Genomic DNA, 25,273 nt, shown 5'->3' with positions numbered 1-25,273 from the left:
TCATACTTTTTATGAACAGCCTCTTTATATCCTTTGAGCCAAAATCACACTTTAATTTCTACATCTACACCACTTGGCAGTTCTAATTTCATCAAAGCATCTACTGTTTTTGTAGAGGTTGAGTAAATGTCGATAAGCCTTTTATAGGTGCAAAGTTGGAACTGTTCTCTTGACTTTTTGTTTACGTGTGGGGAACGCAACACAGTGAACTTTTCTTTTTCAGTAGGTAAAGGAATAGGACCACTTACCACTGCACCTGTCGCTTTTACCGCTTTCACAATTTTCTCAGAAGACTTGTCCACTAAGTTGTGGTCATAACTCTTCAACTTTATTCTTATTTTTTGTGTCATGTCCTTTCAAATTTTATTTGTTATCCTTTACTTCCTTTTACCTGTGCTACTACTGCCTCAGCAATGTTGTTAGGAACTTCTGCATAGTGAGAGAAGGTCAAACTTGCTGATGCTCTACCTGAGGAGATAGTACGCAAATCAGTAACGTAACCGAAAAGCTCAGACAATGGCACGTCAGCTTTTACTACCTGCGCCCCGCCTCTACTATCCATGCCTTTCATGATACCTCTTCTTCTATTCAAATCACCTGTAACAGGACCTGTAAACTCATCTGGAGTTACTACCTCTACTGACATGATTGGCTCTAATAATTTTGGTTTTGCCTTTGCACCTGCTTCTTTGAAACCAATAGTTGCCGCCAATTCAAATGATAGTGAGTCAGAGTCCACATCGTGGTAAGAACCATGGAATAGGCGAACTTTGAAACCTGTAACAGGGAAGCCAGCTAATACCCCATTTTTCATGGCATTCTCAAAGCCTTTTTGAATTGCAGGGATAAATTCTTTTGGAATAACACCACCCACAATTTCATTTACAAACTCTAAGCCCTCTTTGTCATCTTCTCTCGGTCCTAACTCAAATACGATATCAGCAAATTTACCACGTCCACCTGTTTGCTTTTTGTAAACTTCTCTATGCTCAACTTTTGCAGTAAAGTGTTCTTTATAAGCCACTTGTGGAGGTCCTTGGTTTACTTCTACTTTGAACTCGCGCTTCATGCGGTCTAAGATAATTTCCAAGTGAAGTTCTCCCATACCTCTGATGATAGTCTGACCTGTTTCTTGGTCTGTGAAGGCTCTCAAAGTAGGGTCTTCCTCTAACAATTTAGCCAAAGCCATACCCAACTTGTCTTGGTCTGCTTGCTTTTTAGGCTCTATCGCATAACCAATTACAGGCTCAGGGAAGCTCATAGACTCCAACACTATCTTGTGGTTTTCATCTACTAAGGTATCTCCTGTTTTGATGTCTTTGAAACCAACCCCTGCACAAATATCTCCTGCCTCTACAAAATCAATCGGATTTTGCTTATTAGCGTGCATTTGTACCAATCTTGAAATACGCTCTTTGTTTTGAGTACGTGTGTTATACACATAAGAACCTTTTTCTAACTTACCAGAGTACACACGCATAAAGCACAAACGACCAACAAATGGGTCAGTCATAATCTTGAATGCCAATGCTGCAAATGGGTCATCGTTAGTAGGTCTTCTAATTTCTTTCTGCTCGGTATCAGGATTAGTTCCTTCTACTGGAGGCAGGTCAAGTGGTGATGGCAAGTAGGCTACTACTGCATCGAGTAACGCTTGTACACCTTTATTTTTGAAGGCAGAACCACAAAGTACAGGCGAAAAAGACATATCGATTACCGCCTTGCGAACTGCTGCCATTACCTCTTCCTTTGTAATAGAATCTGGATTGTCAAAGAACTTTTCTAACAAAGCATCATCGTACTCAGCTACAGACTCTATCAAGTTTTGTCTCCACTCGTTCACATCATCTTGCAAGTCAGCAGGTACGGGAATGATTTTATAGGTTTTACCTTTGTCCTCTTCGTTCCAAATAATGGCTTCATTAGTTACTAAATCTACTACCCCCTTAAAGTTTTCTTCCGCACCAATAGGAATTTGTAGAGGCACAGGTTTAGCCCCTAATTTTTCTTTAATTTCTTTTACAGCTTTATAAAAGTCGGCACCTGCTCTGTCCATTTTATTAACAAAGCATATACGAGGCACTTTGTACTTGTCAGCTTGTCTCCAAACTGTTTCGGACTGAGGCTCTACCCCAGACACTGCACAGAACAAAGCTACTGCACCGTCCAATACACGCAAAGAACGCTCTACTTCTACGGTAAAATCCACGTGACCAGGAGTATCAATAATGTTGATTTGATAACTCTTAGTATCAGGGGTTGCATCGCCCTGTACGGTAGGATAGTTCCAGTTAGTAGTAATTGCCGCTGCAGTGATAGTAATACCTCTTTCTTGCTCTTGCTCCATCCAGTCGGTAGTAGCCGCACCGTCGTGAACCTCACCTATTTTGTGCGTAATCCCTGTATAGTAAAGGATACGCTCAGTTGTTGTTGTTTTACCAGCATCGATGTGAGCCATGATGCCAATATTTCTCAAATAGTTTAAATCTCGTGCCACTGTTTTTAAAACTTAAAGTGTGAAAATGCTTTATTAGCTTCTGCCATTCTATGTGTATCGTCTTTTTTCTTCACAGCCGCACCTTCACCTTTTGATGCCGCTATGATTTCACCTGCCAATCTTTCCGTCATGGTCTTTTCTCCTCTGCCTCTTGCATACTTGATAAGCCACTTTATGCCTAAAGATATTTTCCTGTCAGGGCGAACTTCTGTCGGTACTTGAAAGTTTGCGCCGCCTACTCTGCGCGAACGAACCTCGACAGAAGGCATGACATTGTTTAGGGCTTTTTTCCAAGTTTCAAGACCACTTATTTTCTCTCCACCTTTACTCAACCTATTTTCTACTAACTCCACTGCTTCGTAGAAGATTGTATAGGCTGTTGATTTTTTGCCTCTCTCCATTAAGTTGTTCACAAATCTTGTAACCAACACGTCATTAAACTTAGGGTCAGGCAAAAGATAACGCTTCTTTGGTTTTGCTTTTCTCATCTTACTTCAAGGTTGTAACTCCTTTTTACTTTTTGATTATTTTACAGATTAATTAAAATTATTTTTTTCCACCTTTACCTTTTGCGGCTGGCGCTGCTGCTGCACCGGGTTTAGGTCTTTTTGCGCCGTACAAAGAGCGGCTTTGCTTTCTTCCATTCACACCCGCAGTGTCTAATGCACCTCTAACGATGTGATAACGCACACCAGGAAGGTCTTTTACCCTTCCACCTCTCACCAAGACGATAGAGTGTTCTTGGAGATTGTGTCCTTCGCCGGGGATATAAGCAAGAATTTCCTTGCTATTCGTAAGGCGAACCTTAGCCACTTTCCTCATCGCAGAGTTGGGCTTCTTTGGAGTGGTCGTATATACTTTGGTGCAAACTCCTCTACGTTGAGGGCAAGAATCCAAAGCAGGAGATTTAGACTTATAGCTCTTATTCTCACGACCTTTTCTTACTAATTGCTGTATAGTAGGCATTTATAAAAAACTTATAATAAACGATTTAAATAAAAACTTTTTACTGTTTTGATTTTTTGGAGTGCAAAATTATGTAATTCAATTCTTTTTACAAAATGATTTAGAAAAATATTTGTCTTGTTGGATTTTAATTTTCTATTAACTATCTTTGCATCGCAAAAAATCGGAGTGTAGCGTAGCCCGGTAGCGTACTAGCATGGGGTGCTAGGGGTCGCAGGTTCAAATCCTGTCACTCCGACACAATAAAAACAATCGTAAGCAGTTAATTAATTGATTACGATTGTTTATTTTTATAAAGTATCGTACACGATTAGTCTTAAAGATAAGTAAAAATGTATTACCTCAAAGGATTGTGAGGAAATAAAAGCACATAATACATGCAAATACCATACGCTATATGCTATTTGTTTCTCATCTTCGCCTTACCTCAAAAAACACACTATCCATATTGAAAGAGGTAAAAATTCCCAAACCATTGTGCACATTGGTCAGTGGTTCATTGAGGTTGCGAGAGTCCTGTTGCTGAGTGTTGTAGAGGTCGGCGTATTCCTTATTGACCTTGTAAAGTTTGACCCTGTACCTACCAAACTGCTCTAACTGAATAGGGCGAATGAGGTATTCATTGTTGCGAGTGGGTTGGGAAATAAAATTAAAATTGCGATTACCAAAATCTGGCAGTACGCCATCTGCCACAATTTTTTGAGGATTGTCTTCTAAGTTGTCAATGACGATATAGAAGTATTCTTGACTTGGATTGCTCCATGTAATTTTGATTTCTTCCAAAGAAGAAGTGTTGTTGAACAAATCAGTAATGCTACTTACTCTATACGCATAAACCACTGTGGGAGAAATACTTATATTTTGAGGGGCAGAAGGCACTATGGTTTCTGCGCTGGTAGTTCTTCCAAAATAATCAAACTCGATTTTATACTTTTTATTAGGAATGATTTGCAAGTCAGTGCCTTCGTACCTATAAAATCCTTGCCTTTGAGCATTGTGCGTAAGTTTGTATTTTTTATCATCTGCTATGATAAAAACCTCTGCATCTGTGATAGGCAATGAAACACTGTCTTCGCTTTCTTTTGGCACAATACGGGTAATTTGTATTTCTGTAACAGGCTGGTAAGCATATAAGTAGCCTTGCAAAACTGCCTTGTCATTCTTATTTGGACTAAGTTCTATTTTCGTGCAAGCCCAAGAAAGTAACACAGTAGAAAGTAAAGTCGTAAGGATTATAAGATTGTATTTTTTCATGATTTTACCTCAATTTAAAATTCAAAAAGAAATTAGGTGTAAAGCCCAATAAGTTTACATTAGTTTCATATACTTGATTATCAATTACTTCAAATTCTTTGTAGCGAACATTTACCCGATTATATACATTGAAAAAGGTAATTCCTGCATCTGCTTTTGCCTTGTCTATTTTGAAATGATAGGTAAAAGCCAAATCCAAACGGTGGTAATTGGGCAAGCGGAAAGCGTTTTTATCGCCTACGCTTACGTAAGATTGTGTGTTTCCGTCTAAAAGTGTAATCTGATAGCCTCCAATTGGGGCAGTATAGGGCTTGCCCGTAGCATAGACCCAAGTGCCTGACAGCGTCCATTTCCCGATGTTATAACTCCCAACTAACTTAAACTCGTGGGTTTGGTCTTGCAAGGCATGGAAAGGTTTTTCACTGATTTCGGGGAAGTTATAAATCACTTCGCTAAGGGTATAGCTCGCCCAACCTGTAAAGTTGCCGACTTTGCGTTGCGCCAAAAACTCTACGCCTTGTGAGTAACCTGTGCCTTTGAAAAAGTTTTGATTGTTCGTATTATTATCTCCAATGAGGCTTGCCCTATTGAAGCGCAAAGTGAACTCTGAAAGCCCTGTCATGTCCTTGCGATAGGTTTCTACGCTGAACAGATAATTGTCGTTTTCATAAGAAATTCCGCCAATGTAGTGCGTGGCAGAGCTAATAAGTACGTCTTGGTCATTCGCCAAAAGCCAAAAATCACGAGAACCTGCGGTAACATCTTCTCTTACAATTCGATTGATAAATTGGTAATACTGTCCCCAAGCCGCTTTCAGGCTGATTTTGTCCGTGAGTTGGTAGCTGGCAGAAACTCTTGGCTCTATGTATGTTTTTTTCGTTAGTCCATAGTAAGTTCCTCTCAATCCATATTTTACACTTAGCTTTTCCGTAGGACTCCACCTGTTCTGCACATACGCAGAGGCGAGTGTTCCTTGATTATCATTGGCAAAAACCGTAGTGGTATCGTTGGTTGTATAGAGGTAGCGAATTGCATTGTGGGTAAGTTGCGTTCCAAACTCTAATTGGTTTTTCTGATTGATTTTGAACTCATTATCCAAACGCAAGCTGAGGTCTTGCACGTTGTTGTCCTCATAAAGCCCTGTACTAAAATTCCTTGTCGTGCCATCTGCATTGGTAATTTCAACTTTGGAAGTGCGGTTGCGGTTGCTAAAATAGTTGGAATAAGCCAACACCGCATTGCTATACCATTTTGGCGACCAAGTTCTGCCCCATTTTACGCTTGCCCCATTGTTTCCCCAATAGGTCAAATCTTTGGTTTTATTTTGAATATTGATATTTCCACCACCGCCAAAACCACCACCAAAGCCACCTCTATTTTGTTGGCGAGCATTGTCCAAATTGTCCTGCCCGTTGTAAAGACTGACTGAAAGAATGTCCTTATTGCTCAGGTTATAAGTGAGTTTGGCATTGATGTCATAAAAGTAAAATACAGGTTGTGTTTGAAAAAGTCGGTTAGGTGGCGCATTGGGATTCGGATTGTTGTTGTTACTGCTTCCATACAAGCTAAAAAGTTTGTCATACAAGCCACTTTGAATAATGTCGGTATAAGAACGCCTTGCCGCAAGCAAAAAAGAGGCTCGTTTTCCCATAGGAATCTCTACCAAAGCATTGGCACTGAGTGCACTCAGCCCTACGCCAATGTCATATTTTTTCGTATTCCCATTTTTGCCAGTCAAGTCCACCACGCTGGAAATTCTCCCTCCATATTTTGCCTCAAATCCACCTTTGTAAAGCTGTACGTCTTTAATCGCATTGGCATTAAAAGCACTGAAAAATCCAAAAAAGTGGTCGACATAATAGACTGTAAATCCGTCTAATAGTACTAAATTTTGGTCTGGTGTTCCCCCACGCACATACAAACCCGAAGAAGCCTCATTGCTTCCGCTTACCCCTGGTAGCATTTGCAAAGCCCTGAAAATATCCTTTTCCCCAATGCTTGGAAGAGTAGAAACCTGAGCAGGGGAAATGGACACTTGGCTCAGATTCTCACTCATTTTCATCATGTTAGATTCTTTTTCTGCCGTAACTACTACCTCCCCCAATTCCATGCTCATTTCTTCTATTTCCACTAATAGCTTCCCTTTGGCATCTTCGGGCGTAATTTTGTAGGCAGTTGTCTGGTAGCCTAAGTACCTGATAAGAAGCGTAGTAGTATCCGAAGGCACATTAAAAAGTGTAAAATTTCCGTCTATGTTGGTAACTGTGCCTTTGTTAGTTCCGTACACCTGCACACTTACGTTGGGCAAAGTTTCACCACTCTTGCGATCTTTTACTACTCCGTTGATGGTAATATTAAAGCGAGTAGGTTTAAGTTCTATGTAAGAATTGACTACTTCAATCAGTTCATTCTGAATATTATCTGTACCATTTCCCTTTTTTTCTTCATTATTTTTCCCGACTCTACTGACCGTAACGACTCTGGGTCTGATGGTAATTTTTTTACTATTCAAAAAAAACTGTACATTGGTTTCTGCCAGCAAGTCTTCCAAAACCTTGTTGAGTGGCGTATTGCGGTATATTTTGATGGAGGTAAGTCCCTTGGGCAGTTGGCGGGGGTCATAGTCCAATTCTAACTCGTAAAGCCCCGCTAACTCCTTTAAAATCAGTTCCAAAGTCATGCCCATAAAATCACGATTCACAATAATCGGAGAATCTTTGGCAGGAGTTTGGGCAAAAATATAGGATTGAAAGCAGAAAAAAGCAAGTACTAATCCTTTGAAAATCACCTTTTTCATTCTGTTGATAATTTAAGTTTTTGGTTTTAGTAGTTATTCATCAGTTCCACTGTGGGTAACAACACATGAATTTATAGTAACAAGGCACTTTTTCATGTGTTATCACATGAAAAACTACTAAGTCCAAATTTCTCAAAAGAAAAGGAAGTGAAGAAAACTAATTTATCAATGCTAAAAATCTCCTTGCAAACGGTAGGAATTATCTTTCAAGGGTTTCTAATTTACACTCTTTGATGCCTTTGTTTTTGCAAGAAAAACCAAGCAAGAGTACGGTTTTGCCTAAGTGAAGATATTTTTCGTAGTATTTTTTTTCTTTGATTTGGGCTAAGGCAACCTCTGCCGAGTCTTCTACTTTGAACTCTATCACATAGATTTCCTTTTCTGTTTGCAAAACTGCATCTACTCGCCCTTCCGAAGTGCTGACTTCTGACTGCATTTCGTAACCTATCAGCAAGAAAACCAAGAAGATAATGGCATGGTAATAGCGTTCTGATTTTTCCTCAAAAATTTGGTAGGGAATATTGGCAAAAACAATGTTGAAAAACTTGACCACTTTCTCCAAGCCTTTTTCTGCAAAAGCATCGGCTATCTGCCAAACCAAAGGACTTACCGAAGGCGTAGTTTCCTTCATGTAGCCCGCTAAGAGGTGCTGAATAAGCGATTGCCTTACTTCGTGGTTGGGGTAGCCCAAGTACAGGCGTTGTCCCTTTCTGCGTTTCACTGTCAAGTAGCCTGTTTGCAAGAGCAAACTTACCGCATCTAAGTCATCTAACCTAAAATTGCTAAATATGCTTTCATCAGCCAAGATTTCCTCAAAGTCGTATAAAAACTTTTCACTAATCAATTTGACCAAAAAAGTAGGCGTACCTGTTTCAAACCAATAGTTGGCAAATTTACCTTTATTGCTGAAAAAGCACAAGATAGAAAAAGGATTATACACCCCTGTTTCCCCTCCCCAATTGTACCCATTGTACCAAGTGCGAATCTGGGTTAATAACTCCTCGCGGTTCATATTCTGCGCTATTTCTGCGGCTTGTAAGTATTCCTCAAAATAATGTTCTAATTCTATTTGCGTATAGCCTGCTAAATTGGCATAGAAGGGATTAAATGTAATATCATTGAGGTTATTAAAGCCTGAAAACATAGACACCTTGCTAAACTTGCTTACGCCTGTCATGAAAAAAAAGCGAATAAAAGCATCATTGGGCTTGATGATGGAAAAAAAATCCTTGATGGTTTCCCTATTTGCCTCTGCTTGTGGGATATTGTTTAGGTATTCAGTCATAGGGCGGTCATACTCGTCTATGAGGATAACCACTTTGTTCTCTTTCTCTGCCAATTTACGAATCAACTCCTCAAATCTGCTTATCAAATTACTTTCTTGTAATCCAATTTGGTATTGCGTAGCAATTTCATTTAAGCGTTTGTGCAAGACTTTTTCTAAGCCTATTTCTTTAAAACTTGCACTTGCAAAGTCAAAATGCAAAATAGGATGCTTTTCCCAAGTTATTTTTTCTTCAATCCAAAGCCCTGAAAATAGGTCTTTGTTTCCCAAAAAAATCTCTTTTAAGGTGCTTATCAACAGCGACTTTCCAAAGCGACGAGGGCGAGAAAGAAAGTAATAGTCCCCCCCGCCTTGCACCATTTGGAAGATAAGTTCGGTTTTATCTACATAAAGTGCATTTTCTGTACGTAGTTTGCGAAAGTCTTGTATGCCTATGGGTAGCTTTTGCATCAAAATTCATTTTTTACAAAGATACGCATTTTCACTTTTTGGTAGAACAAAAAACAGAAAACTTGGAAGGGAAAAAGCGTCATTTAGAAAGACGAAAACGACTGTTGGCAAATCGGATTAGTGGGAATGTTTGGACTTCTCTAATTTTGAGGTAGCATTAGTAGTTAAGCCGGTAAAATGGCTTTAAAACAAAATTTTAGTTTTTTGAAAACCTTATGTGCCTTGCGTGTAAGGTTTTTTGTTTTTAGATGAAAAAAATTAGCTTTGGAAATAATTTACATCTGACAGGTTTACAAAATCTGTTAGGTATAGGGAATAGTAAATAGTAAATAGGAAAGGAAATGAAAATCAAGCAAATACATTTTACCGGAGCGGGGGTTTTTATTTATATTATTTTTTTTACTTCTGTACTAAATATTATTTACCAACTCCACCATGCTTTGATACTCATGGCATTTGGAGGCTTTTTTCATTTGCTTATCATTTACCTAAACAACTACCAGCTCATTCCTAAGTTCTTGAAAAAAAGAAAATACTTTATTTATATTTTGCTTGTCATTGTCTTGCTTTTTAGCCTTTCTTGGGTGCGGGCTTATTTGGAAAATAAGTATCTACTATTTACCCCCGAACGATTCACCGATTTTAATAGAGAGTTGGGTAGCAAGCTATTTCCTCGTGATGTCTCAGAGTTCAAGATGCCACCTCCTCGTGATATGTTTAGAGGAATGCCCCGTCGCCCTATTTTCTTCCCTGCGGTGTTTTTTACAAATCTGATGATTTGGTTGGTGGGGTTTAGCTTTTATTTTGTGAAAGAATGGTTTGAAAATCAGCGTATAGTGGCGGAGAGGCAGAGAGAAGCCTTAGAAACGGAACTCAAATTTTTGAAAAGCCAGCTTCACCCGCATTTTCTTTTTAATACCTTGAATAATATTTACTCTTATACCTATATCAAAGATGACAGAGCCGCACCTATGCTGATGAAACTATCAGAAATGCTGCGTTATATGCTTTACGATTCCAATGAGGCTACGGTAAGTTTGGAAAAAGAAATCCAGTTTTTGAAGAATTTTATTGATTTGCAAAAAATGAAAAGCAATAAAAATCAAGCGATTGATTTCCACATTCAAGGGAATACATTGACTTTCCCCACTGCTCCTTTGCTTCTTTTGCCTTTTTTTGAAAATAGCTTTAAACACAGCGATTTGGACATAAATCCTAAAGGTTATATTCTAACAAAATTGGAAGTGCAAGACAATCAACAACTTTACTTTGAAATGGGAAACACCAAGCGACCCTACAAAAGCAACCAACAAGAAAGCAGTGGAATTGGCTTAGAAAATGTGAAGAAGCGATTGGAATTGCTTTATCCAAATCGCCACGAACTAATCATAGAAGATAGAGAAGATATTTTTAAAGTTAAACTATTTTTGCAGATAAACTCACCTACTACCAAATGAAATGCTTAGTCATAGATGATGAAACTCCTGCCCAAATACTTCTGGAAACTTATATTCGGAAAATTCCTGAACTGACATTTGTCAAGGCTTGTAGCAGTGCCATAGAAGCCATGAGCCTGATGCAAAAAGAAAACATTGACTTGCTTTTCTTGGATATTCAAATGCCGGACTTGACAGGAATTGAGTTAATTAAATTATTGAGAAACAAACCTTTGACTATTTTGACTACTGCTTACTCAGAATATGCCTTGCAAGGCTACGAACTTGACATCATTGACTATTTGCTTAAACCGATTTCTTTTGAAAGATTTTTCAAGGCAAGTGCCAAAGCCTTAGAGATTTGGACAAATCAACAACAACTCACAGTTAACAATGAGCAATTATTAAATGATAACCAACAAGGTACAAAAGTCGATTATATTTTCATCAAATCAGGCTATGACATTCTCAAAGTAGAATTTGATACAATTTTGTATATAGAAGGCATGAGAGAATATACCTGCGTTTATACTGAAAATCAAAAAATTATGACACTAATTTCCCTACAAAGATTTACAGAAATCTTGCCTTCCTCTCTCTTTGCACGAGTGCATCGCTCTTACATCGTCAATATCGGCAAAATCAAGCAGATACAAGGCAACACAATTAAATTAGGGAATGCAGAGATAGTCATTAGCAAAAGTTTTAGAGAAAACTTTTTGAAAATGATAGATAGATATGATTTGTTTTAATATTTTGCCTGAATAATAACAAAACATGTTAGTTTTATATTTACTTAAGATTTTGGATATGGAAATATCAGAAAATATACCTACAAAAACAAGTGCCTTACCCCTCATGGAAGCCTTTTATACTATCCAAGGCGAGGGAGCATGGCAGGGACACGCCGCTTATTTTATCCGTTTGGCAGGGTGCGATGTGGGCTGTGTATGGTGCGATGTCAAAGAATCTTGGGACGCAAAGGCACACCCTGTAGTTTCTGTAGAGGCAATCGTACAAGAGGCAAGGCAGTACCCGTGCAAAATAGCAGTAATCACAGGTGGAGAGCCATTGATGTATGATTTGACCTATTTGACTGAGGAATTGAAAAGAGCTGGTTTCCGTACACATATTGAAACTTCTGGAGTCTATCCGCTCACAGGGCAATGGGACTGGGTATGCTTCTCTCCCAAAAAGTTCAAAAAGCCACACGAAAGCATTTACTTCAAGGCTGATGAGTTAAAAGCTATCGTCTATAATCCAAGTGATTTTAGCTTTGCGGAATCTTTTATAAATTCGATGAAAAAAAATTGCAAACTCCTGCTCCAGCCTGAATGGAGTAGGCAAGACAAGATGATGCCTTTGATAGTAGAGTATGTCAAAGCTAATCCACAATGGCAGGTTTCCTTACAAACGCACAAGTACATGAATATCCCTTAAAATATATATCTAATTGAAAATCAATATTATAAGCATAAAATCAGCCTTTATTCTTTTACAAAGACTGCCAACAAGCCGTCTTTCTTGATAAGATGCTTGATTTGTTGGTAGGGGATAAGCAACTGAGGTGCCCCTATGGCATTTGCCCCTATCTCTAATGGATTATATTGGAAGACAATGCCTCGCTTGCTAAATCCATAGTTATTATTTAAAGCAAACTTGCCATCTTTGAAAGTGAATCCCTCTTTTCTAAGGTCTTCGATGTCGCTAAAACCGTAGTTATCTTTGAAAAGTTGCTTGGCAATCTGATTAAGTTCTTTTTCGTAGCCGCTTATGAGTACATCTTTGAGAGTCAAAGGATTACCTGTTTGCAAGTCAAAAGAGAGGTAAGTAATTTCATAAGTAGGTTGCCCACTTCCTTCGTAAGCCGTAGAAAAGAACTCTAAAGTCAAGATATAGAAGGCGTTGCATATAATTTCTATTTCGTGATGGCTACCCCACATTGGTTTGGCATCTGCTTTGGCTTTACTTTCTTCTACTTTGTATTTTTTAAAAAAATCTTCTATCGCTTGCTCTACATTGTCAAACTTTCGTTTTTCTTCTTTGGCATATTGAGCAATCAGCGTAGCATTTATTTTTTTGTTTATCTTATCTTTTTGCACATCATTTTTCATAATTGGATAAATCAGCAAAAACTCTGCACAAGGGCTGTATCCACAATCTCCATATTTTTCATGCTTTTTTACTAATTCAAATTCTACGCTCCCCACAGGATACATTTCTGAGGCTTCAAAAGGAATCTCTGTTTCCAAATCAACTCCCTCAAACTTTTCCCAACTTCCTCTAATTTCTTGGGAATTGATAAAATATAAGTTTAAAATCGCATCAACGGGCTGAGGTTCGGTCAATCTATTTTTAGGATTATCTACTTCTTGCAAACTGATGTCCCCGTCTTCTGTAATTTCACCTTCCAGATTGCGAACTTGTCCTGTCAATTTATGAAAATAACTGCCTTTGACCGTACCGCCAATTTTGCTAATATTCATCTCTATAGGTTCATCTTTGCCCATAGTACCCACCATTCTTTTATAAAAAACTTCGGGTAAATCACTGTTTTTCAGTTTTTTGTTTTGAGCATTGGTGTTAAGGGAAAAGAAAACACAAAGGATTAGAGCAAACAAATATGATAATGCTAATTTCATAAAATATAGGGAGATAATGCTTACAATGGTTTACAAAAATATATACTCTAATTCCTTCATCAAATTTCCGTCCAATTCCTTAACGATAAAGTCTATATCTTCTTTGAGGAAAAGAGCTTCTCCTTTTCTTTTACCTCTCAAAGGGTAATCCTCACTTTCTCAAGAAGCCTAACGAAAATTCACTCTATTTTAACACATGGTTCTAAAACACTTATTACATTTGTAAAAACAATATTATATTTATCCATGAAAAAGACAATTATACTTTTCTCGTTAAGTATTTTTTGCTTGACAGCATGTAGCCCTACTGAAAAAAAAGCAAAAAGTCTTCCTAATACCCCTTTCACTCCTACTTTGGCGGAGCAGAATCCCTTAAAAAGGCAATGGGCAGAGCCTATAGAAAGCTACCAAATAAAAAATATTCCTCTTGCCAAAAATCCAAATGGAAAGCCTAAAAATATTATTTTACTTATCGGCGATGGCATGGGGCTGACACAAATATATGCGGCAATGACTGCTAACAGAGGAAAACTGAACATAGAAAATTGCAGTCATATTGGACTAATAAAAACCTATGCCTCTAATGCCTATATCACAGACTCTGCCGCAGGGGCTACTGCCTTTGCTTGCGGTGAAAAGACGTATAATGGGGCTATTGGTGTAGATGCAGAAGGAAAATCTCTCAAAACTATTTTGGAAATAGCAGAGGAAAATGGTCTTGCAACAGGTATGGTAGCCACCAGTTCGATTACTCATGCTACTCCTGCTTGTTTTATCGCTCACCAAAAAAGCAGAAGAATGGAAGAGGAAATTGCGGCTGATTTTCTCAACACAGATATTGACGTATTTATAGGGGGTGGGAAAAAATTTTTTGAACGCAGTGCCAATGGACGCAATCTACTCCCTGAACTTGCAGCAAAAGGCTATCAAGTGCTTGATAATATGAACGAAATCGCCAAGGTAAAGCAAGGCAAACTCGCAGGTTTTACAGCCCAAGAACAAAACCCTAAAATGTCTGAAGGTAGAGGCGAAATGTTACTGCAATCTACGAAAACTGCATTGAATATTCTTAGCCAAAATAAGAAGGGATTTTTCCTGATGGTAGAAGGCTCACAGATAGACTGGGGAGGGCATGACAACAATCTTAGCTACGTAGTCCAAGAAACCATAGATTTTGATAAAGTTATAGGAGAAGTGTTGGAATTTGCGGCAAAAGACGGAGAAACGCTGGTAATCATTACTGCTGACCATGAAACAGGCGGGCTTACCTTAGTAGGTGGGAATATCAAAGAAGGAAAAGTAGAAGGTGCATTTTCCACTGGGGGGCATACAAGCGTCATAGTTCCTGTGTATGCTTATGGATGTCAAGCAGATAAGTTCTCAGGAATTTATGAAAATACAGATATTTTCCACAAAATGATGGCTGTCTTTGGATTCACAAGTAGATAAAAGGTTGAGTTAAGTTATTTTGCAATTACAGATTGCTAAGGCACCTTGAAAAATTGAAAATAAACCCACAAGAAAAACCCTAAGGATTTTGAAAATCTTTAGGGTCTTATTACAAGATAATCAAGTATTTATAAAAAATAATTGCTTTTAATCATGTGTTTTTACTAAGTCTTTGTACGGCTAATAGTACTTATACGCCTAAACTCCAACCATTCCTGTATTCGCGCTTAACAAACTGATTAGCAGGCTCAAAGTTAGTAATTCTCATATTTTGACCGTCCCATAGAAGTTTTTTATCTCCAGAGATTTTTTTGCCATCTTTTTCCCAAGTCAAAGCCAAGCTACGCAAAGCCAAGTTGCCCATAAGTACGGTTTCTGTAAGAGGTCCTGAGTAATCAAAGTTAGAGCTTGCAGGCGCACCACCTTTGCAAGCGGCGACCCAGCTTGTTTGGTGTCCTCTATCATTACCTTCTACTCTTGGCAAGGATTTGAGTTTTTCAGCGTTGAAGTAAGCCATTTCTGAAGTTGGCAGGAGGGTAGGATTCGCGCCATAGCAACCACACATGATTTTTCCCCTTTTCCCTTCAAAAATTACTCCCCCGTTCCAGTCCCCCATTGGCTCATCGTCTTTGAGTTCCTCTGGTCTTGGTGGTTTGATACCCCCGTCGTACCAATGCAACTTTACAGCAGGCATTCCCTCTCGGGCAGGGAACTCTAAGTGAATATTGGAGGAAGAAGGACAACTATCTGTAACATTAGCTGGTTTGAATCCATTAGTCCAAACTCCTGTTACAGAAGCCTCTACACTAATTGGGTAACCTAATTTCAAGGCTCTAAAAACGGGGTCTATGATGTGGCAAGCCATGTCGCCTAAGGCACCTGTGCCAAAATCCCACCAGCCTCTCCAGCCAAAAGGCACATAAATTGGGTTGTAATCTCTAAAATTAGCAGGACCTAACCATAGTTCCCAATCTAAAGTTTTAGGGACAGGGACTTTTTCAGTTGGGGTAGGCAAACCTTGAGGCCAGATAGGTCGGTTTGTCCAAGCGTGTACGTTGGTAACATCACCTATGACCCCAGCCTGAATCCACTCTGTCATCTGCCTTACCCCCTCACCTGAACTGCCTTGATTACCCATTTGGGTAACAATTTTGTTTTTACGAGCCATTTCTGTAAGCATACGTGCCTCATAGATATTGTGCGTCAAAGGCTTTTCTACGTAAACATGCTTACCTAATTGCATAGCTGCCATAGCGATTACGGCGTGAGTATGGTCTGGGGTAGCTACCATGACGGCATCTATGTTATTTTTCTCTGCCTCCAACATTTTGCGGAAATCCTTATAACGTTTGGCATTGGGGTAGTCTTTGTAGGTTGCCTCTGCCCTTGCATCGTCCACATCGCAAAGAGCGACAATATTTTCAGTGCCTCCGTTATAAATTCCTTGTAAAACAGACCTTCCTCTGCCACCTACGCCTACTCCTGCCACATTGAGTTTATCACTTGGAGGAATGTAACCCTTGCCTAAGACATGGCGAGGCACAATACTAAACAGTGCTACAGATGCCCCTAATCCTGTAACAAACTGACGGCGGGACATGCCCTTCTCATTTTTTTTGTCCTTATTTACCATAATAGCTTTAATTTTGAAATAATACTTATGTTATAGGAATTGTAATGTTTATAATTATTTGTTTGTCAATAAGTTAAAATAAAAAACTCTGTGCTTCAATGATAAAACTTTTCCTAACAAAACTTTGCTTACAATGATACAAAAAAATTCAAAACAAATTATTAAAAAAGCATATCTTTGCTTTATCTATAAAAATACCCAAAAATAAGACAAAGGTAAAATTCAATAAAAACTTACTCAAACTATGACAACACGCCGTAATTTTTTAAAAAAAGTAACCGCTACTTCTGTAGTGTTGCCACTGATTAGCACTTTAGAAGAATCTTGCGCTCAGAAACAAGCAGACCGCAAATTGAGAGTAGCTTTCTGTGGCTTAGGCAGCTATGCTCGCAGGGTAGCTGATGCCATGAAAGACTCCCCCAACTGTATAGTAGCAGGAGCTATTTCTGGAACTCCCTCCAAATTGGAAGAATGGGCTAAAAAATATAATTTCTCTAAAGAAAACTGTTATTCTTACGATACCTTTGACAATATAAAAAACAACCCCAATATTGATGCAGTTTACGTAACCTCTACTAATGCCTTGCACCACCCGCATACGCTCAAAGCCGCCAAAGCGGGCAAACACGTGATTTGTGAGAAACCTATGTCCGTTACCGTCAAAGAAGCAGAAGAAATGATAGCTGCTTGTAAAGCCGCCAATGTCAAATTATTAATAGGCTATCGCTTACATTTTGAGCCATTTACGAGAGAACTAATACGTATGCGAGCATCAGGCGAATTAGGGCAGATTTCTTTTGTCAATGCAACTATGGGCTTTAAAATTGGCGACCCCAATCAGTGGCGTTTGAAAAAAGAACATGCAGGCGGAGGAGCAATGATGGATGTGGGCATTTATGCGATTAATGGAGCGAGATATGCCACAGGTGAAGAACCTATCTGGGTAGCAGCGCAGGAGTTAAAGACTGATTTTGAGAAATTTAAAGAAGTTGATGAAACAATTACTTGGCAGATGGGATTCCCAAGTGGAGTAGTGGCTAACTGTGCTACTACCTATAATTTCAACAATTTTGATAGATTGTACGTAGCAGGAAACAAAGACTATTATGAACTGTATCCTGCTTTTGGGTATGGACCTTTGAAAGCCAAGACAGGTAAAGGAGAAGTGAATCAGCCTGTGGTAACTCACCAAACTGTGCAGATGACAGGTATGGCAGATTGTATTCTGAACAATACCCCTCACCCTAACTGTGACGGCGAGGAGGGCTTAAAAGATATGAAGATTATAGAGGCAATTTATCAATCCATTGCCAATAACGGGGCAAAAGTGATGATAAAGTATTGAAACATAGATAAAATAAGCAGGTTAATTTCCATAAATCTCCTTATAAATCTTTTCTGCTATCTCAAAACTGCGGTACTGCTCGGCAACTTGGCGAACTTTATAGTAAAGTTCTTCAGTGGTATGATTTTGCAAAAGGACATCTATTTCCTGAACATTTCTCAGGTATTCGCTTGCTGTAAACTCGTACATTACTGAGCCTATTTTATACTTTTCCACAATTTCTGAGTCGTCAGAAATATCTCTGGTAATCACTATTGGCAAACCTAACGCCCAGTATTCCCCGTCTTTGACGGGAGTACAGTAGCGTTTAGTAGGGATAGGCTTCACAGGGGTAACTCCAAAGTCTGCTAAACCCATGTAATCAGGGATTTGGGAGTGATTGACAAAACGGACATGCACTTTGGAAAAATCTATGTCTACTGCTTTGCATCGCATTTCTATTTCTTTGGGTTGGTGGCTGGTGAGTACCAAAAGCCTAAATTTTTCTCCCCAAAAGGTATCAGCAACCTTGAAAAACTCAAAAATTTCTTTGTCCAAATAAATTCCTCCAAACTTGCCCGCATACACACACACTATCTTGCCTTCATAGCCAAACTCCTTAATTAAACTTGGATTTTTCCGATTTTTGAAAGAAAACAATGCTAAATCTACACATGCCGGTTTTACGTAAAAATTTTTAAAAGTAGCATTGTACTTTTCTAAGGCATATTTTCTCATGCCCTCAGTTGCCGAAATAATGTATTTGGCTCGCTTTGATTCTAATTTTTCTAAAAAAAATAGCAATCTAAAACGAAAGCTGCTTCGCTTCCAATCTCCATTTTCTACCGATGCCTCTGCATGAGGCTCATAACTATCTATTAAATAGGTGCGTCCTGTAAGTATAGAAAGCAAATAGCCTGACATTCCTGAAGTAGTACAAAACGAATGAATATAGCGTATATTTTTAGACCATATCAAGAAAAACAAACGGAAAACTATCCACACCCAATTGAGCAACGAGCGAAACCCATAGCTGTAATAATTAAAACGTAAAGAAACAATATTGTATTTTTTTAAGTCTGCCTCTATCTTAGCCAATTCTTCTGCTTGTATCTGATAGCGTTCTTGCTCAATAGTCAGCAAGTAAATCGTGCTTCCTTTGGGCAGGTGTTGGTGCATGATTCTCAGGTAAGGCAAGGTATAGGTCTGCACCAAAGCATCTTTGAAAGACCAAAATGTAGTAACTAAAACGTGTTTTTTCATGAATATTGAAGGCTCTAATAAGAAGGATTAGAGAATACTGATTCTATCGGTACAAAAGTAATAAAAAAACAGTTGCCTTTTCCAAGTAAAGCAACTGCTAAAAACTTTTCAAAATTTATACTCAATCAAAAGTGGTTTTGAAATTTTCTTTACTCCAAAGTCCCTGTTCTCTGACACTTTCCGTGTAAAACTTATGTAAGTAATGGACTTTTAGACTAACACCGTAGGTGTGCTATTTTTGTAGAAAATAATGAATATACCGACATAAAACTGCGTAGCGGTGGCATATTTCACGCCTACGGCGTTGTTGTAGGTGGCTTGGGCTTACTCTTTTCTATAAAGATGACAGCCCTATGGGCTTAAAGTTACATGTAGTATTGTTCATTGGCTAACTCCACAAAAGCGTCAAAAAAGCAAAGTCCCTTTCTCAGCAAGAGAAAGGAATTGAAAAATCATTTTATTTTGAGTATATTTCTCTATTTTCCCTCTTCTTTTAAAGGATTGATGTCAATGAAACCTCTTTCCAAAGGATAACGCTTGTCATCTACGACCAGAGTATAAGTATTTTTTTCCGCATCATGTTCTACTAAGATTTTAGAAACATTGGGGTCTAAGTATTTGGCATAGATAGTCAATGTTTCAGTAAATTGGTAATGAAAAGTATATTTATTACTTTCTTTGATGAGCAAAGTAATGGAATCAGCAACAGAGATTTCCTGCCCTGCAAAGCCCTCACTTTTTTGTCCTAATTCTCTGAGTTCTATCTGATAGGTTTTTCCTTCTGCTACCAAAGTTTCGCTTTTCTGCCCGCTTGGTGGTAAAATAGGAAAAATACTGATTATAAGCACTATGACTGCCGCCGCTATGGCAAAATTAACTTTTCTGTTGGTAGAAAAAATAACAGGTTTATTTTTTGCCACTTCTTCTTTATTTGGAAAAGTCAAAAATACTTCTTTGGCTTCAGTAGTTTCTTGCTGAGTTGCCAGCATTTCTTTGTGGAACATTTTTAGCTTGGCTTTTAGCTCTGCTCTGCCTTTTTGTATGAGGTATTTGCGGACAGCTTTTTGTGTTTGGACTTCTGCACGCAAATCGCTGTCTATTTTTAGTTTATTTTCCAACTCTTGGACATCTGCCCCGCTTAATCTTCCGTCCAAATAAGCATCTATAATGTCTGTTTTATTTTCGTCATTGATTAACATAGTACGTCATTGATTACAGTTTACACTTCAAACTTTTCCAACAATTTTTTTCCAATTTCTTTTGCCCTATTCATGCACTTATTTTTTTTGGCTTTAGCGGTATTGGCATTGTTGTAGCCCAATTTCTGAGCAATAACATCAAGAGAAAACCTATCATAATAAAAGTGTTGTAATAGCTTCCGACAGGTTTCGTCCATTTTGTCTAAGGCTTCTTTTAACAAAACATCATAATCAAGAAATTCATTATCAAAGTTTTGGAAATTGTCGTCAGCAAGGTCTAAATCCTCTATGTAGTTTTCTACGTCTTCAAAACTTACCCCTCCTGTTCCTCTCTGTCTGAGTTTATATAGCCATTTGTTGCGACTGATAGAGTATAAAAAAGTTTTCATACTGCTACTCAGCTTAAAATCTGGCTTCATGATTTTTTCATAAGCATCAGTAATAGTTTCCTGATAAATATCTTCTGCATCTTCTATATCACCACTATTGAGAGTAATAAATCGCTTAATTACAGGAAAATGCTTATTGTAAAGATATTGGAGTGCATTACTATCTCCTGCTCTTATTCTATCCACCAAAACTTGGTCATTGGTCATGAATATATGTTTCGCCATAAGTTAATTGCGATATGAAGGGTAAGTAAACGCCCAAGTTAAATAAAAATGGTGAAATAAATACAAAAAAATTTACAAATACGCCCTTACATCTTGTATGTAGCCTGTTACTGCTGCTATTGCCGCAGTCAAAGGGCTTGCCAAAAAGGTACGCGCGCCTGGTCCCTGTCTGCCTTCAAAATTGCGGTTAGAGGTTGAAACACAATACTTTCCTGCGGGAACTTTGTCCTCGTTCATGCCTAAGCAAGCCGAACACCCGGGTTCTCTCAGGTCAAAACCTGCTTCTTTGAAAATTTGGTCTAAACCTTCTTTCTTTGCTTGCAGTTCTACTTGTTTAGAACCGGGTATAATTAGTACCTCTACACCTTCTGCTTTTTTCTTTCCTTTGATAAAATCAGCTACCATCCGCAAGTCCTCGATGCGAGAATTAGTACAACTCCCTATGAAAACATAGTCTATTTTTTTCCCAATCATCTGAGTACCTTCGTCTAAGCCCATGTACTGCAAGGATTTCTTGAACGAAGTTACCTCAGAAACGTCTTTGAGTTCTTCGGAAGTTGGGATTCTGTCTGTAATTTTCATGCCCATGCCGGGATTTGTTCCGTAAGTAATCATAGGAGTAATATCCTCTGCATCAAATACTAATACCTTGTCGTACTCTGCCCCCTCATCACTTGCTAAGGTTTTCCAATGTGCCACTGCCCTGTCCCATGCCTCTCCTTTTGGGGCAAACTCTCTCCCTTTGATGTACTCAAAAGTAACCTCATCAGGTGCTATCAAGCCACATCGCGCTCCCATTTCTATGCTCATGTTACAAATCGTCATGCGCGCTTCCATAGACAAACTGCGAATCGCCGAGCCTGCATACTCTACGGCATAGCCTACTCCACCACTTGCGGAGATTTTGGAAATGATATATAAAATGATGTCTTTGGAAACGACTCCTTTCCCCAATTTTCCATTAATCTCAATTTTCATGCGTTTGGGCTTGTACTGTAAAATGCACTGAGTAGCAAGTACTTGCTCTACCTCGCTTGTGCCTATACCAAAAGCGATTGTCCCGAATGCTCCATGTGTAGAGGTATGACTATCTCCACACACTATCGTCATATTAGGCTGAGTGATGCCCAATTCGGGTCCTATGACGTGTACTATGCCCTGATAGGGATGCCCCAATCCGTACAATTCTACTCCAAATTCCTTACAGTTTTTTTCTAAGGTTTCTACTTGAAGACGGGAGAGCGCATCTGATATGGGCAAGTGCTGGTTTTTAGTGGGGACGTTGTGGTCAGCAGTAGCCCTCGTCCTTTGGGTACGAAAAACGGGAAGTCCTCTTTTTCTCAATCCTGCAAAAGCCTGTGGGGAGGTTACTTCGTGAATGAAGTGTGTATCTATGTATAATACGTCAGGATAGCCCTCTTGTGAATAAACTACATGGCTATCCCAAATTTTATCGAATAATGTTTTTGCTTTCATATTAACTAACTATTGGGTTTGCAAAAATGACTACAAGTTTAATTTCTGAACGAGCGTCTAAAATTAGAAATATTTTAGCACAATATGCCAAATAAGTATCACTTTTTATCTAACTTGTTCTTTTTCAAGGCAAAAAAAGCAGTCAAAATCAATAGACTAAATATCCCAATATTGGTAAAACCCTTGATAGCCTCATCGCGATTTATGCTTATTAGCGTGTTTTCCTGCTCGTCTATGAGGTCATAGAAACCACCTCTGTCGTTGGATTCGATAGAAACATTGATTTTACTTTCTCCTGTTACATTGAGAATAAGGCTGGATTTGAGAGTGTCGTATTTTTGAGTGGTAGGATTAAAATATATCCATTGGAAATACTTACCCAAGTCGTGCTGCCCTGGCTCTTTGGGAATAGCCATATAGGTAAAAAGTTTGCTTCCATATACTGTTCCGCCACCGCGATTGATTTGTTGCTTTACGTTGGGTGCATAAAAATCAAAATCATTGACCTTAGGCGGGGTTACTTCTCTGATAGCTGAGATATTGCCCTCGCCTACTACTTTGAACTTATACTCAAAGCTCTGCCCTGTTTCCAAATTTTGGTTGCTAATCGTTTCTTCTAATTTAAAATTCCCCACAGTCACTTGATTTTTCAAAGGATGCTCGGGCAAGTCTTTTACTCTGATAGTCTTGGGTTTAGAGCGGAAGGTAGTAAAATCTTTCTGGTAAGCACTTCCAAAAAAACTTGGCTTATTGGCTACTTTGAACTTAATCATTTTAAACTCTACTGAGGGAAAAACGATAGGCTTGTTATTCAACGGATAGTACGTAGCCTGGTAAATTTTGTACTGCCTGTATCCTTTTCCCCCAATGGTAACTCGCTCAGGAATAATCTCTTCTATGCTAAAATTTTCTTCCCAGCAGTTAGAGGGTTTGATTTTTTTCAAAATATCAGTCAGTTGCTGCCCTGTTTCATACCATTCCATAGTAGCTTGGTTTTGGTCAGCAATGTACATAGCAATAGACAAGTTAAAGCCCTCTCCCACAAATACTTCGTCCTTGTTAGAAGAAATAGCAAAAAAGGCATCTTCTTTTACATTCACATAGTCTATGTTATCCCCCTCATCGCTATTTCCAAAGCCAAAAAAAGCGTCCCAAGGGTCGCGCTGCTGCACTGCCGCACTTACTTTGACCGTTGCTCCACCAAAGCTCACCGATTTCCCGTTTACGCTCATGGTAAAAGGTGGAATCTGAAAAGTTCCCTCTTTGGTGGGTTTGTAGTTTTGGATAATACTCTGGGACTGCGTAATGCGACCATTTACTATATTTGTATAAGATGAGGAACTTGTCCCTATTTTAGTAAAGCCTTTGATTTCAGGGAAGCCCCCAGCCCCAGTCAGTTGTCCATTGGTAACCGTTGCCGTGATTTGTAGTGCCTCATTCAAGGCTATTTCTGTTTTCCCTATTTCTACGCTGATTTCTTGGGACAGCACAGGAAAACTCAATAGCATACACACCACTAAGCCAAAGAGATACAAAGTAATATTTTTTCTCATACTAAAAAGTTTAATTACTATGTTTCATAAAAAACACAAAATCACGTAAAATTCGTAAACAAACACGGAAAAGCCAAAGGTTTAACATTCATTAAATTGGAGGTATCAACCTACCTGCAACACTTTTATTTCTTGCAACGCAAAGAATATTTGTATCGTAATGAGTGTATGATTTTGCTTTTTTATCTTCTTTTTATGTTTATTTGTGTAAAACTTAGGACTTTTCTTTGGTTTAGTACTCCAAAATCAATTTTTCATGCTATACCATGTAAAAAGCGAAAGTCCTAAAACTTAAAAATGCTTAAAATGTAGGGAATGTAAGTTTTGCTAAGTAGATTTGAGAGAGGAAGGAAATTATGCAAAGTTTATTGTTCCTGTGTTGTATGGGATAGCCCTTGTGAAACATCTGGTACAACTGTATAAAATCCATGAAAATATTAGAAAGTTTGAGGAGTTGGTAAGGATTTCATAAGTAATAAAGAATATGGCAAAGCTAATTCGTTTTGATTGGGCAATGAAAAAATTGCTTCGCAATAAGGCAAACTTCGATATTCTCGAAGGTTTCCTTAGCGAGTTGCTCAAGGAAGACATCAAGATTCAGAAAATCTTGGATAGCGAAAGCAATCGAGAGAATGAGTTAGATAAAAGTAATCGAGTAGATTTGTTGGTGGAGAACAGTAAGGGAGAGTTAGTGATTATTGAAGTCCAAAACGACAGAGAATACGATTATATGCAGCGTATCTTGTACGGCACATCAAAAGCAATTACTGAAAATATGTACAAAGGCATGGCTTATGGAGAAATCAAAAAAATAATTTCTGTGAGCATTGTCTATTTTGATTTGGGGCAGGGAAATGATTATGTGTATCGTGGAACTACTAACTTTGTAGGCATACACTTTAATGATGTTTTGCAGTTGAGTCAGACTCAGGTAGCCTTATATGGGCAAAAAGAAGTGTATCAAATTTTCCCCGAATATTACCTCATCAAGGTCAATAATTTTGATGAAGTTGCCAAAGATACGCTTGATGAGTGGATTTATTTTTTCAAAACTGAGGAGATTAAACCTAATTTTAGGGCAAAAGGGCTTCAGAAAGCAAAGCAAGAATTAGACATTATGAAACTTCCTGAAAATGAACAAAAAGCATATAATAGGTACTTAGAAGATTTGAGCTATCAAGCAAGTATGTTTCAGTCGACCTTTGTAGTAGGACTGATGGAAGGAAGGAAAGATGGCTTGGAAGAGGGAAGAAGACTTGGCATAGAAGAAGGGAGGCAAGAAGGTATCAAAGAAGGTATCAAAGAAGGTATCGAGTTAGTGGTCTTGAACTCGCTCAAAGCAGGATTTGACGAACAAGCCATTGCCCAAATTACAGGTTTAAGCATAGAAGAAATCAAAGAACTCAAAATAAAATTGCAAAGCAAGTAATTCATT

Annotated in this window: 20 protein-coding genes and 1 tRNA gene; 7 read left to right on the top strand and 14 right to left on the bottom strand. The window is 38.5% G+C overall.

Going from position 1 to position 25,273, the window contains the following annotated elements; translation table 11 throughout:
- Positions 1-44: 44 nt before the first annotated feature.
- The 4 genes from rpsJ to rpsL are packed head-to-tail and all read right to left on the bottom strand — an operon-like array spanning position 45 to position 3,463.
- A complete protein-coding gene (rpsJ, locus tag BM141_RS03255; RefSeq protein WP_091539961.1) occupies positions 45-350 on the bottom strand; it encodes a 30S ribosomal protein S10 in 306 nt (101 codons plus the stop codon).
- Positions 351-370: 20 nt separating this feature from the next.
- Positions 371-2,497: an elongation factor G gene (fusA, locus tag BM141_RS03250; RefSeq protein WP_091539958.1), complete on the bottom strand. Its 2,127-nt coding sequence runs from the start codon at positions 2,495-2,497 to the stop codon at positions 371-373.
- A 5-nt stretch (positions 2,498-2,502) separates the two neighbouring features.
- Complete coding sequence (gene rpsG, locus BM141_RS03245) at positions 2,503-2,985, bottom strand: 30S ribosomal protein S7 (protein WP_091539954.1); 483 nt, start codon at positions 2,983-2,985, stop codon at positions 2,503-2,505.
- Between the two features lie 58 nt (positions 2,986-3,043).
- A complete protein-coding gene (rpsL, locus tag BM141_RS03240) occupies positions 3,044-3,463 on the bottom strand; it encodes a 30S ribosomal protein S12 (RefSeq protein ID WP_091539951.1) in 420 nt (139 codons plus the stop codon).
- A 164-nt stretch (positions 3,464-3,627) separates the two neighbouring features.
- Between rpsL and BM141_RS03235 the strand changes: the two genes are divergently transcribed.
- Positions 3,628-3,701, top strand: a tRNA-Pro gene (locus BM141_RS03235).
- A 173-nt stretch (positions 3,702-3,874) separates the two neighbouring features.
- Here BM141_RS03235 and BM141_RS03230 read toward each other — a convergent pair.
- The 3 genes from BM141_RS03230 to BM141_RS03220 all read right to left on the bottom strand — a co-directional run bounded on the left by BM141_RS03230 (position 3,875) and on the right by BM141_RS03220 (position 9,249).
- Positions 3,875-4,717, bottom strand: coding sequence for a DUF4249 domain-containing protein (locus BM141_RS03230; RefSeq protein ID WP_091539947.1), 843 nt, complete (start codon positions 4,715-4,717; stop codon positions 3,875-3,877).
- 4 nt (positions 4,718-4,721) lie between these two features.
- Entirely contained in the window at positions 4,722-7,514 is a 2,793-nt protein-coding gene (locus BM141_RS03225; RefSeq protein ID WP_091539944.1) for a TonB-dependent receptor, read from the bottom strand.
- Between the two features lie 199 nt (positions 7,515-7,713).
- Positions 7,714-9,249: an ATP-binding protein gene (locus BM141_RS03220; protein WP_091539941.1), complete on the bottom strand. Its 1,536-nt coding sequence runs from the start codon at positions 9,247-9,249 to the stop codon at positions 7,714-7,716.
- Between the two features lie 341 nt (positions 9,250-9,590).
- Between BM141_RS03220 and BM141_RS03215 the strand changes: the two genes are divergently transcribed.
- From BM141_RS03215 to BM141_RS03205, 3 genes are all read left to right on the top strand, one after another.
- Positions 9,591-10,706, top strand: a complete 1,116-nt coding sequence (locus BM141_RS03215; RefSeq protein ID WP_091539937.1) for a sensor histidine kinase — start codon at positions 9,591-9,593, stop codon at positions 10,704-10,706.
- Positions 10,703-11,437 carry a LytR/AlgR family response regulator transcription factor gene (locus BM141_RS03210; protein WP_091539933.1) on the top strand — a complete coding sequence of 245 codons (735 nt, stop codon included), beginning with the start codon at positions 10,703-10,705 and terminating at the stop codon, positions 11,435-11,437. Before BM141_RS03215 ends, BM141_RS03210 begins: the two co-directional genes overlap by 4 nt.
- A 106-nt stretch (positions 11,438-11,543) precedes the next feature.
- Positions 11,544-12,125 (top strand): 7-carboxy-7-deazaguanine synthase QueE, encoded by a 582-nt coding sequence (locus BM141_RS03205; protein ID WP_091540244.1) that lies wholly within the window; start codon positions 11,544-11,546, stop codon positions 12,123-12,125.
- 47 nt (positions 12,126-12,172) lie between these two features.
- On the opposite strand, the gene BM141_RS03200 is transcribed toward BM141_RS03205, so the two are convergent.
- Complete coding sequence (locus tag BM141_RS03200; protein WP_091539930.1) at positions 12,173-13,327, bottom strand: RsiV family protein; 1,155 nt, start codon at positions 13,325-13,327, stop codon at positions 12,173-12,175.
- A gap of 246 nt (positions 13,328-13,573) precedes the next feature.
- On the opposite strand from BM141_RS03200, the gene BM141_RS03195 reads away from it, so the two are divergent.
- Entirely contained in the window at positions 13,574-14,776 is a 1,203-nt protein-coding gene (locus BM141_RS03195; protein WP_091539927.1) for an alkaline phosphatase, read from the top strand.
- 190 nt (positions 14,777-14,966) lie between these two features.
- Here BM141_RS03195 and BM141_RS03190 read toward each other — a convergent pair whose 3' ends face one another.
- Positions 14,967-16,409, bottom strand: a complete 1,443-nt coding sequence (locus tag BM141_RS03190; protein ID WP_091539925.1) for a Gfo/Idh/MocA family protein — start codon at positions 16,407-16,409, stop codon at positions 14,967-14,969.
- Positions 16,410-16,653: 244 nt separating this feature from the next.
- On the opposite strand from BM141_RS03190, the gene BM141_RS03185 reads away from it, so the two are divergent.
- A complete protein-coding gene (locus tag BM141_RS03185; RefSeq protein WP_091539922.1) occupies positions 16,654-17,754 on the top strand; it encodes a Gfo/Idh/MocA family protein in 1,101 nt (366 codons plus the stop codon).
- A 21-nt stretch (positions 17,755-17,775) separates the two neighbouring features.
- On the opposite strand, the gene BM141_RS03180 is transcribed toward BM141_RS03185, so the two are convergent.
- From BM141_RS03180 to BM141_RS03160, 5 genes are all read right to left on the bottom strand, one after another.
- Entirely contained in the window at positions 17,776-18,996 is a 1,221-nt protein-coding gene (locus BM141_RS03180) for a glycosyltransferase family protein (protein ID WP_091539919.1), read from the bottom strand.
- Positions 18,997-19,472: 476 nt separating this feature from the next.
- On the bottom strand, positions 19,473-20,195 hold the full coding sequence (locus tag BM141_RS03175) for an anti-sigma factor family protein (protein ID WP_091539914.1): 723 nt from the start codon (positions 20,193-20,195) through the stop codon (positions 19,473-19,475).
- A 20-nt stretch (positions 20,196-20,215) separates the two neighbouring features.
- Positions 20,216-20,809 carry an RNA polymerase sigma factor gene (locus tag BM141_RS03170; RefSeq protein ID WP_091539911.1) on the bottom strand — a complete coding sequence of 198 codons (594 nt, stop codon included), beginning with the start codon at positions 20,807-20,809 and terminating at the stop codon, positions 20,216-20,218.
- Between the two features lie 72 nt (positions 20,810-20,881).
- Positions 20,882-22,285, bottom strand: a complete 1,404-nt coding sequence (leuC, locus tag BM141_RS03165; RefSeq protein ID WP_091539908.1) for a 3-isopropylmalate dehydratase large subunit — start codon at positions 22,283-22,285, stop codon at positions 20,882-20,884.
- Between the two features lie 98 nt (positions 22,286-22,383).
- A complete protein-coding gene (locus tag BM141_RS03160) occupies positions 22,384-23,838 on the bottom strand; it encodes a BatD family protein (protein WP_091539905.1) in 1,455 nt (484 codons plus the stop codon).
- A gap of 484 nt (positions 23,839-24,322) precedes the next feature.
- Here BM141_RS03160 and BM141_RS03155 point away from each other — a divergent pair, with 484 nt between their 5' ends.
- On the top strand, positions 24,323-25,267 hold the full coding sequence (locus BM141_RS03155; protein WP_177217250.1) for an Rpn family recombination-promoting nuclease/putative transposase: 945 nt from the start codon (positions 24,323-24,325) through the stop codon (positions 25,265-25,267).
- Positions 25,268-25,273: the final 6 nt, after the last annotated feature.

Origin of the sequence: Thermoflexibacter ruber, assembly GCF_900113045.1 — a bacterium.
Classification (GTDB): Bacteria; Bacteroidota; Bacteroidia; order Cytophagales; family Thermoflexibacteraceae; genus Thermoflexibacter; species Thermoflexibacter ruber.
Note: the sequence above shows the minus strand (reverse complement) of the source record. Positions and strands in the feature narration are given on the sequence as shown.